The 13,169-nt window shown below is 66.9% G+C and carries 10 protein-coding genes; 5 read left to right on the top strand and 5 right to left on the bottom strand.

What is annotated here, in order from left to right:
• Nucleotides 1–62 precede the first annotated feature (62 nt).
• Nucleotides 63–668 (top strand): alpha/beta fold hydrolase, encoded by a 606-nt coding sequence (locus PGN16_RS13905; RefSeq protein WP_335309969.1) that lies wholly within the window; start codon nt 63–65, stop codon nt 666–668.
• Nucleotides 668–1,810 (top strand): MFS transporter, encoded by a 1,143-nt coding sequence (locus PGN16_RS13910; protein WP_335309970.1) that lies wholly within the window; start codon nt 668–670, stop codon nt 1,808–1,810. Before PGN16_RS13905 ends, PGN16_RS13910 begins: the two co-directional genes overlap by 1 nt.
• Before the next feature lie 101 nt (nt 1,811–1,911).
• Here the strand turns inward: PGN16_RS13910 and PGN16_RS13915 are convergent, their stop codons facing one another.
• The 5 genes from PGN16_RS13915 to PGN16_RS13935 all read right to left on the bottom strand — a co-directional run bounded on the left by PGN16_RS13915 (nt 1,912) and on the right by PGN16_RS13935 (nt 7,979).
• A complete protein-coding gene (locus PGN16_RS13915; protein ID WP_335309971.1) occupies nt 1,912–2,115 on the bottom strand; it encodes a helix-hairpin-helix domain-containing protein in 204 nt (67 codons plus the stop codon).
• Nucleotides 2,115–2,402: a hypothetical protein gene (locus tag PGN16_RS13920; protein ID WP_335309972.1), complete on the bottom strand. Its 288-nt coding sequence runs from the start codon at nt 2,400–2,402 to the stop codon at nt 2,115–2,117. The genes PGN16_RS13915 and PGN16_RS13920 overlap by 1 nt, the downstream gene beginning before the upstream one ends.
• 77 nt (nt 2,403–2,479) lie before the next feature.
• Nucleotides 2,480–4,054, bottom strand: a complete 1,575-nt coding sequence (locus tag PGN16_RS13925) for a hypothetical protein (RefSeq protein WP_335309973.1) — start codon at nt 4,052–4,054, stop codon at nt 2,480–2,482.
• A gap of 427 nt (nt 4,055–4,481) precedes the next feature.
• Nucleotides 4,482–6,725, bottom strand: coding sequence for a TonB-dependent receptor (locus tag PGN16_RS13930; protein ID WP_335309974.1), 2,244 nt, complete (start codon nt 6,723–6,725; stop codon nt 4,482–4,484).
• A gap of 159 nt (nt 6,726–6,884) precedes the next feature.
• The gene (locus PGN16_RS13935; RefSeq protein WP_335309975.1) at nt 6,885–7,979 is read right to left on the bottom strand and encodes a Gfo/Idh/MocA family protein; all 1,095 of its coding nucleotides are present in this window, start codon (nt 7,977–7,979) and stop codon (nt 6,885–6,887) included.
• Between the two features lie 157 nt (nt 7,980–8,136).
• On the opposite strand from PGN16_RS13935, the gene PGN16_RS13940 reads away from it, so the two are divergent.
• From PGN16_RS13940 to PGN16_RS13950, 3 genes are all read left to right on the top strand, one after another.
• Complete coding sequence (locus PGN16_RS13940; protein WP_335309976.1) at nt 8,137–9,207, top strand: LLM class flavin-dependent oxidoreductase; 1,071 nt, start codon at nt 8,137–8,139, stop codon at nt 9,205–9,207.
• A 66-nt stretch (nt 9,208–9,273) separates the two neighbouring features.
• Nucleotides 9,274–10,506: an MFS transporter gene (locus tag PGN16_RS13945; RefSeq protein ID WP_335309977.1), complete on the top strand. Its 1,233-nt coding sequence runs from the start codon at nt 9,274–9,276 to the stop codon at nt 10,504–10,506.
• Nucleotides 10,507–10,846: 340 nt separating this feature from the next.
• On the top strand, nt 10,847–13,168 hold the full coding sequence (locus PGN16_RS13950) for a TonB-dependent receptor (protein ID WP_335309978.1): 2,322 nt from the start codon (nt 10,847–10,849) through the stop codon (nt 13,166–13,168).
• The last annotated feature ends 1 nt before the right edge of the window (nt 13,169 follow it).

Below are 13,169 nucleotides of genomic sequence, written 5' to 3' on the forward strand. Positions count from 1 at the left end.
GTTGCAGCCGCTTCGCCCGCCATGGCTACGGCCGAACCTTCCCCGATCCTCCGCCGTGACACATGGTACCTTCCCACGACCGACGCCAAGGCCCGACTCTTCGTCGAGGAACTGGGGCCCAGCGCCGCCGAGCCCGTGGTGGTGCTGCACGGCGGGTGGGGCGCGGAGCATTCCTATCTAGACTCCGTGGTCCTGCCACACGCCGGACGATCTCACCGCTTCATCCTGTACGATCAACGGGGCTCGTTGCTCTCGCCCACCGCCGACCTGCGATCGCTAAGTGTGCAGCAGCAGGTGGAAGACTCGAGACCCTGCGGCAGGCGCTCGGCATCGATCGCATGACCATCCTCGCCCATTCAATGGGCACGTTCCTCGCGATGAGCTACGCGCAAGCTCACCCGCGGCACGTGGCGAAGCTGTTCCTGACGGGGGCATTGCCAGCCAAGTCGCCACCTGGCGGATGGGACGCCTATTCCGAGGCGTCTACGTCGGACGCGCGGGCCCACCTGACCGGACGACCCGAGGTCGAGCGCGAGCGGGCGGCCATAGAAGCGTCGATCGACCCGGTCGCCGCACGGAAGGCGACGCACCTCTGGCGGATCGGCCTCGCCGCGGTGAACATGTATCACGTCGAGCGGTGGCGCGAGATGCTGGGCGGGCAGGCCTAGTGGCCCTGTCCGTCGGCGCGTTCGGCATCGGCGTCACGGAATTCGCACCGATGGGCCTGCTGCCGGTGATCGCCAAGGACCTCGGGGTTTCGATCCCGGCGGCCGGGCTGCTGATCAGCGCCTATGCGCTGGGCGTGCTGATCGGCGCGCCGCTGATGACGCTTACCACCGGCCGTATCCCGCGCCGGACACTGCTGATGGCGCTGGCCGGCATCTTCACCGTCGGCAACCTGCTTGCCGCAATCTCCAACGGCTATGGGATGCTCCTCGCGGCGCGGGTCCTCACCTCCTTCAACCACGGCGCCTTCTTCGGCGTCGGCTCGTTGGTCGCGGCTAGCCTCGTCGCGCCGGAAAAACGTGCAAGCGCGGTCGCCTCCATGTTCATGGGGCTGACGATCGCCAATGTCGTCGGCGTGCCCCTGGCGACATGGGCTGGCGAGCACCTCGGCTGGCGGGCGTCCTTCTGGGGCATCGCGGGCCTTGGCGTTGTCACGATGGCGGCGCTCCGCCTGGCGCTGCCTGCGTTGCCAGCTCCGGGCAACGGCAATCCGCTGGCGGAGCTGCGCGTGCTGGCACGGCCGCGAGTGCTCGGCGCTCTGGGCCTGACGGTGGTCGGATCGAGCGCGATGTTAACCGTGTTCACCTACATCGCTCCGATCCTGCGCGACGTGACCCACGCCTCGCTCGGCTTCGTCACGGCGATGCTGGTCCTCTACGGACTGGGCCTGACCGTCGGGAACTGGCTGGGCGGTAGGTTCGCCGACAGGTCGGTCGATCGCACGCTGATAATCACGTTGGCGTCCTTGTCGGCCATCCTCGTTGCGTTCGCCTGGGCGATGCCGCTGGCCGCGCCGAGCGCTGTGCTGATCTTCCTATGGGGCGTCGCGAGCTTCGCTCTGGTGCCGCCGCTGCAGGTCCGCGTGATGCGCGCTGCGGCCGACGCCCCCAATCTGGCTTCGTCGGTCAACATCGGCGCGTTCAACCTCGGCAACGCGAGCGGCGCCGCTCTGGGCGGCGGGGTCATCGCGGCTGGACTGGGCTACCCCGCCGTGTCCCTCGCTGGCGCGGCGACCTCTCTGATCGGGCTTGTCCTGGTGATCGTCGCGACGGTTCGGAACCCCAGTGCGGTAACCCAGCCGTGAGTGGCTAAATGGCTCATAGCGACATGGCGAATCAGCGGATCGTCACCCGGGACTAGCGTCCCGAGCGACGTCACTGAGGTTCGGAAGCCCGCCAGGTCACCCTATGAAGTCGTGAGCGAGGCCCGCGCGGCGTCGTCGAGCCGTCCCGCCATCCCGGGCACCTCGTCGAGCTGGCGCAGGTCCGTGAACCTTCCACGTTCCTCGCGGTAGCGCACGATCTCGAATCCGTGGCCGCGCAGCGCCTCTACGGCGTCGAGCTCTGAGGCATCCGCCTCGTTGACGTTCACACTGCCGGTCACCGCCATCAACCCTCGTTGGCCGGCTGCTGATCCAGCAACTCTGCAAGGAGTGAAATGCCGTCCCCGGTAAAGGTCTCGTGCGAGACGCCCTCGATCAACACGGGTCGCTCCGGCGTGAGGACGGCAGCCGCATGGTGTCCGGGATCAAGCGCAAGCCAGTCACGGACGGCACGTTCGAGGTTGGTCACCTCGGCGACGTCGGCGTCGCCGCGCGGCACGTTCTCCAGCGAGGCGCTCATCCGCCAATCCACTGGAGGCGTCTTCACATCGTCATCCCACGTCGCTTCGTCCACGCGTCACTCCTGTATCGTTGCCGCGCTATCATAGCGTCGCCGCGTCGAGGCGGTTCCAAGCCCTCGGGTAGGTCAGCTCAGTCCGTGTCGGTGAAAACGCACCCTGGAAATTGTTCAAGCATCCACGGATCGCCGCCAGCAGGCTCGCTGAGATACGACACCGTGCTCTCGATGATGTCGGGCTGTCCCGCATCCAGCGCGCGGGGGTAGATCCTATCGATGTAAACGAGCGGGATCCGGAAAGCTGCGGAGTGCTCCCACTCCTTGAGTCGCTCGGCGAGCCTTTCCACACGTCGGTCGGCGATCTCCTCGCGAGCCCCCTCGGGATAGCAGATATAGACAATCCCAAACTCACCGCCCGGCATCTGGCCGGTCGCCTTGCCGAACAGGCTGGTCGGCGGTCGCGATCGCTTATCCGCCACGGCCTCCGCACGGTTGGTCCACCTCATCGCGACACCCCGGACGACCTCTTCGACCATCGCACCCTCGATGCAGTCGGCCTGACAGATCAGACCATCGTGACGCGGCACGTCCTCGTCCCATCCGAACACATATTTCAGTAGCTTGGGGCTGTACGCCTTCGTGGGTGCCGGAAGCCGCAATCGCTCAGGCCTGCGTCGAAACGCGACCGAGCCCCAAGCATAGTTGAGCGGTTTTGCCGGATCAGGTGCCAGCCTTTGCTGAACGCACCTCGCCACGACCTCCTCGATACCGATGGCCGAACCCTCCACGGTCAGTTTGAGGTCGAAGACCCCGCACGCGCCTCGCGCCAACGCCTCGCGCCGTAGCCGCGCGAACAGGAGCCGCATCGCGGCCTCCTCCTCGAGCTCGTACACCGACAGCGCATCTCGGCGCTTGCACTCGACCACCATCGGAAAGGGATCGACGCAGCGGATGTCGGGAGTCCGCCCCTGTCCCTCGGGTATGAACGACGGCGCGCGACCCGCTATCGCGAGCGCGGCGGCGACCAGCAACTCGTACACCGTGTTGTCGACCTCGGCAGGCTTCTTCCATAGGTTGGCAACACGCTCGGCGGCTCCGGGAACACGATCCAGGATCGAGAGTCGGGTGCCAAGCCGGGCGAGCTGAGGGACGAGTGTCGCCCCAGCGAAGTGATCGTAGCACGAGTTGCCGGCCAGGAAGTCCCGCGCGACCTGCACCATCTGTCGCAGCCTGTGCCCGCCGGGCCGTTCGGACTCAGGTCGGAAACCCTTCACAATGGAGACCGGCCGATCGACGGCGGCCGCGGGCAACCTGAACAGATCTGGCGATTCCTCCTCAAGCCAGCCCGGTGGCAATCGCCTGACAAGCGCGTCGAGAGCAGATGGTAGATGGTCGTCGATGCAGCCGGTGGGCTCGACCTCCTCTACGGTCAGCATCGAACGCGCCCTGCGGTCGGTTCGATCGCCGGGGAGTTCCGTCTCAGCCAGTTCCTCGAAGAACTCCGGGGGCAGCCCCGTGGCCTCTTCGATGCGCTTCAACGTCTCCTGGAACGCGGCGAACCGCCGGTCGGCTTCGGCCTGCACACGGTCGTGCTCGGCCTTGTCCGTATCCGACCATGAAGACGCATACCGTCGGCGCACGTCGGCCAGGGACGGAATGATCTCGGACACGGCGGCGTGCGCCTCCTGCAGCTCCGGCAGCATCGCCATGGCTTGGGTGAAATCGTAAGTCTGGACGCTTCTCCTCCGATCGGGGCAGCAGATCGGTAGTGTCGATCGAAGCTGCCAGCCGCGATCAGGGTGCCGGCAAAACCTTGCTGCCCAGCCTGACCGGGGGCATACACACCTTGTTACTGTGCCTGGGTTGATGCGTCATAGGCAAAGCATGGCGAGTTCGGGGGCACGTGTGGGGGTCCAGATCCATCAGCAACCCTGCGGCAAGCAGAGATCTCAATGGCTTGGAAGCTGGGGTAGAATCCCTCCGTCTTCGCCATCAAAATCTCAGATGCCCGTCTGCCGCAGCGGCCGCTTGAGGATGTGGCATATGCCAGTCGCTTGACCGGCGCGAAGCAGTTTCATGGTGCCTCAGCGCATATCGAAGGACGGCGAGCACTTCGAAGCCGCCGCCCCTTGTGCATCACATATGCAGCTCAGCGCCTAACCCGAACGTCTGCGGTTCACCGAGGATCGCGCGGCCGGGGACGATGCCCCGATATTGCTGATATTTCGCGTCGAGCAGGTTGCGCGCGAAGGCGAACAGCGTCCAGTGGCTCGTTTCATAGCCCAGCCGTGCGTTGACGACGGTGCGCCCGGACAACCGGCTGCGCCCCTGTACGGTCCCGGTTTCGGTGAACACAGCCGCGCGGTAGTTGGCGTTCAGATTGCCGACGACCGCGCCGATACGGCCGTTGACGCCACCCGCCGCGGTCCAGCGCGCGGCATAGGGGAATTCGGAGCCGCCGAGATCGACGGTGGTCGTCGTACCGGCGGGCAACGTGAAGTCGTCGAACTTCGTGCGGAGATGCCCGAGCGAGGCATAGGCGTCGAAGCCGGTGGCGAGCCGGCCCTGCGCTTCCACCTCGAACCCGTAGAGGTGCGACTTGCCAGCGTTGACCGTGTTATAGTCGTACATCGTGGAGCCGAAGAAAACGGTCGTCTGCTGCGCCGTCCAATCGACGTAGAAGGCGTTGGCGTTGAGCGTCAGGCGACCGCCGAGCCAGCGCGATCGCAGCGACGCTTCGTAATTCCAGCTATATTCCGGATCATAGGGGACGAGCAGCGCGCGCCCGGGATTGTCGCTGGACCCACCCGAGCGATAGGCGCGCTGGACGGTGACGGCGGTGGTGAGATCGGACGTCCAATCCATGCTGATCCCGGCCTTGGGCAGCAGCGCATCGAAGCGACGCGCGTTGCTCGCCCCCGCCGACGAGGCGCCCGACACCAGCGCCAGTACGCCGCGGTTGATCGCCGCCACGGCCAGATACGCCGGGGTGCCCGGCGCACCGAAGGCGGACGGACCGGGCAGCGTGCCGGTGAAGCGGGCCAGGCCCTGCGAACCATACAGATTTTCTTCGTGATCGTAGCGGAGGCCGCCAACCAGCGACAGACGATCGGTCAGCCGGTACCGTGCATCGGCGAACAATGCGACGTTGCGCACCAGTTCGGGTTGCGTGCCGTCGTAAGCGACGGGAAGCACCGGCAGGACAGCTGCATAGGCCGAGGCGAGCTGGGTCGCGGTCGCGACTGGCACGCCGCTGCCGCGCAATTGCGTGACGATCGTCGCCACCGGTGTCGGGATGTTGATCCGGCTGTTCGTGTCGTGCCCGCCCGACCGGCGATAGGCCCAGGCGCCGACCACGCCGCTGAGCCGCGCTCCATCGTAGTTGAGGCGCAGTTCCTCGGTCCAGGTGCGGAAACGGTGAAGGCTGCCGATGCGTTGGGCGTCGACGGGTTGGCCGTCGCCATCTGCCACTGCGTGGGAACGGACGTGGTTGAAGGAGGTCACGCTCGACATTCGCAGCCGGGGCGCGATGTCGTAGCCGGCATCGAGCACCGCGATGTCCGCCGCCACATCCCCGCGACCGCGGACGTTCGCGGTCGAGACGCGGCGGTCGTAATAGCGGGGGGTATCGGTACGCGCGTAATCGTAGAGGTAACCGCCGTCACGACGCGTACGATTGTAGCTGGCCAGCACCTCCAGCCCGGGCAGTTCCGCGGGAATCCACTTCAGCTTGCCGCGGAGGTTGAGCGCGCGGAGCGCGTCATCATAGCCGCCGACGGTGACGTTTCGAATCAGCCCGCGATCGGCGCGGCGCTCGGCAGACAGGCGGAAGCCGAGCTGGTCCGCCACTATTGGCCCGCCCAGCGCCACGGAGGCGGTGCGATCGCGCTGATCGCTCCACAGGACGCGCGCGTCGGCGCTATAGTTGGTGGTCGAGGCGTCGCGCGTGGTGAGCACGACCGCACCCGCCAGTGCGTTCAGACCCTGGATCGTCGATTGTGGGCCGCGAAGAATTTCGACCTGCCCGATGTCCCACAGGTCGGTCGGTCCGCCGTATAGCACGGCGCTGGGGACCGGGGCGCCGTCGACGTAGACGGTCGCGGTATCGGACTGGCCACCGCCGCCAATCCCGGTGTTGGTGATGCCGCGGATCGTGAACCCTGCGGCGGCATAGGTCTCGCTGACGTTGGCGGTACGATCGTAGAGGTCTTGAATCGTCTGGACATTCTCCTGCTCGATCCGCGCGGGGGTGATGACCGCGACGCTGGTGGCGGTTTCCTGAAGCGTGCGGTTCGACTTCTCTCCGGTGACGACGATGTCGTCGGGGAGTGCGCTATCGTGAGTGGACGTCTGAGCGTGCGCGGCCGTGGCCACCAACATGGACACGAGCGCGATTGTAGAAATAGTTCGCATTAGCAACACCCCCATTTTTTGGGGCGCAGTGTCGTAGTAGCGGTTGCGAGTCAATCGCAATTGGTGACGGATCGGGTCACCTTGCTCGCCACATGCACTCCGAGCGAAGCGCATGTGGCGGCTGACTTATTGATATTGGGAGAGTTCGCTTATCTCGACCACGCGATGCTCGCGCGCGCTGATTTCTGCGGCGACGCCGATCTCGACCGCCCGCAGGCCATCTTCGGCGGTGACCTGTACCGGTGCGGCGCCGCTTACGGCTTGGGCGAAGGCGCGGTGCTGGAAGAACGTGGCGCCTTCGTGGCTGCCGGCGGCGTGGGCGGTGGGGTCGATGGCGATGCGCGTGCGTTCGACGCGCTTATCGTTCTGGAAGCCGACGCGGGGGCTAAATACCAGTTCTCCGGGCGGAATCAGGACGTCGAGGCGGGCCTTGTCGCCGGTGGCGGTCATTTCTTCCTGGTGTTCGGCACCGTCCGCGAACATCGAAAGGTCGAGCATCGCGCGCACCCCGTTGGCGAAATCGACGGTGGTGAAGCTGTTGTCGATGATGTCGGGACGCATTCCGTCATACGATTCGTCGACATGGTTGACGTCCATGGCGCCGGAACAATGCACGCGTACCGCTTCCGAGCCGATAATAAGCCGCATCAGATCGAAGAAGTGACAGCATTTCTCGACCATCGTGCCGCCGGTGTTGCGCGCGAAGCGGTTCCAGTCGCCGACCTTGGGCAGGAACGGAAAGCGGTGCTCGCGGATCGACAGCATCCGTAGCGTGCCGACGCGCCCGGCATGGACCTGTTCGATGAACGCCGCGGCGGGGGGCATGAAGCGATATTCCATCCCGGTCCAGAAGGGGCGGGGATGCGCGGCGGCGCGCTCGACGATCCAGCGCGCGTCGGCCAGCGTGGTGGCGAGCGGCTTTTCGCAGAGGATCGCGGCGTCCATCCCGAACAACGGCTCCAGCACGGCGCGATGCGTGTGGTTGGGCGAGGCGACGACGATGGCGTCGACCTGCGCGGTGCGTGCGAAGGTCGCGACATCGGTAAAGCTCTCGACCGCACCGGCGCGATCGCCCAGCGCGTCCCGCGCCCAGCCGAGCGAGGTGGGCACCGGGTCGACGATCGCAACGACCTCGGCATCGGGAAGCAGCGCGATGTTGCGCAGATGCTCGACCCCCATCATGCCCGTGCCCACCACGCCGTACCGGATTTTTGCCGTCATCGTCGGTCCTTGCCTTCGTTTTCGCGTCGCGCTTTCCCGCCGATCGCAGCCGTTCGACAAGCGCGCAAAGCTTTGCGGGGGCAAAGCCGGGGCATCTGGCGAGCGGTGCCGGGGGCTGGCATGAGCGCCGCCGGACAGGCTGATGGAGAGCAATGCCGTGACGACAAACCCGGGGCCTTGCGAGATCAGCTGGTTCTCCGCGCTGTGCGACGACGACTATGAGTTTCTGGGCGTTCCCGATCCGGCGTTGCGGTCGACATGGGAGCATTGCCGCGACATCGTCGTGCAGGCGGAAACCGCGGGCTACGACAATTGCCTGCTCCCGTCGGGCTATGCGCTGGGGATCGACACGACCGCCTTCGCGGCGGGCATCGCGCCGCTGCTCCGGCGGATGCGGCTGCTGATGGCGGTGCGGATCGGCGAAAGCTGGCCGCCGCAGCTGGCGCGGCAGATCGCGACGATCGACCGGATGCTGGGCGGGCGGCTGACCGTCAACATCATCTCGAGCGACCTGCCGGGCGAAACGCTGGACAGCGCGCCGCGCTACGCCCGCACCGTCGAGGCGATGCATATCCTGCGCACGCTGCTCGACGGCAAGCCGCTCGATCATGACGGCGACTTCTGGAAGCTGAAGCTCGATCCGCCGCGTGTGACGACGGTGTCGGGGCGCTGCCCGGCCTTCTATTTCGGCGGACTGTCCGAGGCGGCGCGCGAGGCGGCGGCGCAGGGCGCGGACGTCTATCTGATGTGGCCCGATACGATGGAGGGCGTGCGGGGGATCGTCGCCGATCTGCGCGCGCGGGCGGCGCGGCATGGCCGCACGCTGCGCTTCGGTTATCGCGTGCATGTCGTGGTCCGCGAGACCGAGGCGGAGGCACGCGCCGCGGCGGAGCGGCTGCTGTCGAAGCTGGACGACGCGACCGGCGCGGCGATCCGCACCCGCTCGCTCGATTCGCAATCGGCGGGGGTGCGGCGGCAGGCCGAGCTTCGCGAAGGCAGCGACGACGGCTATGCCGAGGCGAACCTGTGGACCGGGATCGGGCGCGCGCGCTCGGGCTGCGGCGCGGCGATCGTCGGCGATCCCGATCAGGTGCTCGCCAAGTTGCAGGCGTATCGCGCTGCGGGGATCGATGCGTTCATCCTGTCGGGCTACCCGCACGCCGCCGAGGCCGATCTGTTCGCGCGTCACGTCCTGCCGCGGATCGACCATGCGCCGCTGGTGCTGTGAGCCGCTTGGCGGCGCGATAGCGAATGTTGTTCGCGACCACCGTCCCCGCGCGGCCATGCTGATCGCATGAGAAATGTCTCGGAACTGAGCGGGCGGCACCGCGGATTGTTGTTCGCTCTGGTCATCACCGCGGGCGTGCTGAACCTTGTCGACCGGCAGGTGATCGCGGTGCTGAAGCCGGTGATCGCCACCGATCTCGGCTGGAGCGACGACGATTACGGCACGCTGGCGGCGTGGTTTCAGGGCGGAGCGGCGGTCGGCTTCCTGTTCAGCGGCTGGATCGCGGACCGGCTGGGCGTGCGCTGGGCCAATCCGGTCGGGGTCGCGGCGTGGAGCGTCGCGGCGCTGCTGCACGGCTGGGCGCGCTCGATGACCGAGTTCATCGCGGTGCGCGTCGCGCTGGGCGCGACCGAATCGATGGGGACGCCGACGGGCATCAAGACGATCACCGCGGTGCTGCCGCCGCGCTGGCGCTCGACCGGGTTCGGGGCGGGCAATGCCGCCAACAGCCTGGGCGCGATCCTTGCGCCGCTGGCGATCCCGCTGCTCGGCCTGTGGCTGGGGTGGCGGGGGACGTTCGTCGCGGTCGGCGTGGCCGGGCTGCTCTGGGCGCTGGCGTGGCTGGTCGCGGCGCGCGGGATCGCCTTTGCCGCGCCCAAGGTCGCCGACGCCGCGTCGCCGGTACCCTCCGCACCGATGTTGCGCGACCGGCGGACGTGGGCGGTGGCGGGGGCGAAGCTGCTGTCGGACGCGACATGGTGGCTGTTGCTGTTCTGGCTGCCCGATTTCTTTCATCGCCAGTTCGGGCTCTCGGGGGTCGCGCTCGGCGTGCCGCTGGCGCTTGCCTATGGCGGTGCGGCGGTCGGCTCCTTGCTGGGCGGGGCGGTCCCGACGCGACTGCTGGGGCGCGGTGCATCGCTGAACCGCGTGCGCAAGGGCGTGTTGCTCGGCGGGGCGCTGGCGGTGACGCCGATCCCGCTCGCGTTGCTGACGCACAGCTATCCGGTCGCGGTGCTGCTGATGGCGCTGGCGCTGGCGGGGCATCAGGCGTTTTCGACCAATGTGTTCGCGATGATCGCCGATATCGTGCCGCAACAGCGGGTCGGGCGCGTCACCGCCTTTGGTGCGTTCTGCGGGAATATGGGGGGTGTCGCGATCGCCAAGATCGCCGGGCTGACGCTGGCGGCGGGGCTGGGGTATCTGCCGCTGCTGCTGTTCGCGAGCGTCGCGTATTTGGCGGCGTGGGGGTGGATCCAGCTGTTGTTGCCGATGTTGGCGCCTGTGGAGGCGGATCGATAGGCCGGGGCGACGCCACACCTGTCCGTCATTGCGAGCGTAGCGAAGCAATCCAGTGCCGGACCAGGACGCCCTGGATTGCTTCGCTCCGCTCGCAATGACGATCGATGGGTTCGACCTCCTCTGATCCCGCTTCTCACCACGGCGGCGAAGAAGAAGCGGGGCCCCGGATCAAGTCCGGGGCGACGGGGAATTGGCGTTACGCTCCGCATCACGTCGGTCGCGCGTGCGCATGTTCGGCGACGACCGGCGCTAAAGCCGGCCTGTGTCCGTGCGATACGCTTCTTTATACCCGATCTATGAACTAGGCTTTAGCGTCCGCCGCGATCTGAAAGGGGACCCGATGATCGATCGACGCCTGCCTGTGCTGCTTGCTACCACTGCTCTCTCGCTGTTCGCCACCCCCGCCATCGCACAGGACGCGCCCGCGCCGCAGGATGCGCCATCGACCGGGGCGCCCGCCACCCCGCCAGCCGGCGAGGGCGAGGTCGTCGTCACCGCGCGCTTCCGCAACGAATCGCTTCAGCAGGTGCCGATCGCGATCACCGCGGTCGACGGCAAGTCGCTGGCGGAGCGACAGCTGAACAATCTCGAGCGGATCGCGGCGTCGATCCCGTCGGTCGGCTTCCGTAGCGGCGCGTCGAACAAGGACCGCACCGTCTTCATCCGCGGCATCGGCACGATCACCACCTCGCCGGGCGTCGAACCCTCGGTGTCGACGGTGCTGGACGGCGTGGTGCTGACGCGCCCGGGCCAATCGACGCTCGATCTGGGCGAGGTCGAGCGGATCGAGGTGCTGCGCGGGCCGCAGGGGACGTTGTTCGGCAAGAACGCCTCGGCCGGCGTGGTCAACATCGTCACCCGTAACCCGACCGATGAATTCCATGCCTTCGGTGAGGCGGGGGCGACCACCGATCAGGAATATCGCCTCAAGGCCGGCGTGTCGGGCGCGATCGTGCCGGGCAAGGTGCAGGCGCTGATCGGCGGGCTCTACAGCGACTTCGACGGCAATCTGCGCAACGTCGTGACCGGGCATGACGCCAACGGCTCGCGGCGCTACGGCGCGCGCGGCAAATTGGTGGTGACGCCGTTCGACGCGTTGAAGCTGACCGCGATCGGCGACTATCTCAACACGCGTGAGACGGTGGCGGGCGTCTATCAATCGACGCAGCAGATCGCCTACCCGACCCGCGCGATCACCGATTCCGCGCCGCTCGCGGCAGCGCTGGCGTCGCAGGGGATCGTCGCCGGGCCGGGCAATCGCCGGCTCGCCACCGATCTCGACACCAGTGTCCGCGACGAGAATTATGGCGGGTCGCTGACCGCCGATCTGTCGCTGGGCGATTATCAGCTCACCTCGATCACCGCGTGGCGGCAATGGCTGAACCATCAGCGGCAGGATTATGACGGGCTGGCGCAGCTGACGACGAGCTTCCCGACGGGCGCGGACGACGGCAGCGTCGACAGCCGGCAGTTCTCGCAGGAGCTGCGGCTGACCTCGCCGCGCGGCGGGCTGATCGATTATGTGCTCGGTGCCTATTACCTGCGTGCGCAGACCGACGAGCGGTATCAGCGCGCGCTGACCACGCTGGCGGGGACGACGCGGACCTCCACCACCGGCATCGCCAACTACGGGATCACCAATCACAATTACGCTTTGTTCGGCGAGGCGAACGTCAATTTCACCGAGCATTTCCGCGCGATCGCGGGCTATCGCTCGACGTGGGATTCGCTCGATTTCTATCACGTCCGCACGTCGAGCAACGACCCGACCAACAGCGGGGCGGGGTCGCTCGACCGTCCGGGTATCCGCGCGTACCACAATGCCAAGGGGAGCACCGATGCGCGCGGCGACAGCTACCGCCTCGGGCTGCAGCTCGATCTGGGCGACCATGCGCAGACCTATTTCACCTATTCGCGCGGCTATAAGGGGCCGGCGTACAACGTCTATTTCAACATGCGCTCGCTCAACGCGACGACTTTGCTCGACGAGGTGCCGCTGAGCCCCGAGACGTCGAACTCCTATGAGGGCGGGATCAAGGGCAGCACCGCGAACCGCGCGCTGAGCTATGCGGTGGCGGTCTATACCACCGACTTCGATGGCTATCAGGCGAACTTCACGGATTCGGTCGGCGGCGCGCCGGTGACGCGGCTCATCAACGCAGGGTCGGTGCGGTCGCGCGGCGTGGAGGCCGACGTGACGTTGCGCCCGACCAGGGGCCTGACCTTCGATCTGTCGGGGGCCTATACCGATGCGACGGTCCGCGACTTCAACTGCCCGGTCGGCGCGCCGGTCAGCTGCAACATCAACGGCCAGCCGCTGCCCTATGCGCCGAAGGTGCGGCTGTTCGAGAATGCGACCTATCGCTTCGGGCTGACCGACAGCCTGTCGCTGGAGCTGCAAAGCGACGTGACGTTCAGCAGCAAGGTGCAATATTCGCTGGCGCAGACGCCGAACACGGTCCAGCCGGCCTATGCGATCTGGAACGCCAGCGTCGCGCTGCTCCATCCCGGCGACGGGTGGCAGTTGCGTGCCTATGTCAAGAACATCACCGACACGGCCTATGCGAGCTTCCTGACGAACGGGACGTTCGCGGGGACGGTGCGGTTCGTGCCGCGCGACGACAAGCGCTATGCCGGGCTGTTGCTGCGCAAGGATTTCTGAC

The organism is Sphingomonas phyllosphaerae (assembly GCF_036946485.1).
GTDB lineage: Bacteria > Pseudomonadota > Alphaproteobacteria > Sphingomonadales > Sphingomonadaceae > Sphingomonas > Sphingomonas phyllosphaerae_E.

Coding starts and splice junctions, on each gene's coding strand:
- PGN16_RS13945 (WP_335309977.1), top strand. CDS start 9,274: ATGAGAAATGTCTCGGAACTGAGCGGGCGGCACCGCGGATTGTTGTTC.
- PGN16_RS13930 (WP_335309974.1), bottom strand. CDS start 6,725: ATGTTGGTGGCCACGGCCGCGCACGCTCAGACGTCCACTCACGATAGC.
- PGN16_RS13925 (WP_335309973.1), bottom strand. CDS start 4,054: ATGGCGATGCTGCCGGAGCTGCAGGAGGCGCACGCCGCCGTGTCCGAG.
- PGN16_RS13915 (WP_335309971.1), bottom strand. CDS start 2,115: ATGGCGGTGACCGGCAGTGTGAACGTCAACGAGGCGGATGCCTCAGAG.
- PGN16_RS13905 (WP_335309969.1), top strand. CDS start 63: ATGGTACCTTCCCACGACCGACGCCAAGGCCCGACTCTTCGTCGAGGA.
- PGN16_RS13935 (WP_335309975.1), bottom strand. CDS start 7,979: ATGACGGCAAAAATCCGGTACGGCGTGGTGGGCACGGGCATGATGGGG.
- PGN16_RS13950 (WP_335309978.1), top strand. CDS start 10,847: ATGATCGATCGACGCCTGCCTGTGCTGCTTGCTACCACTGCTCTCTCG.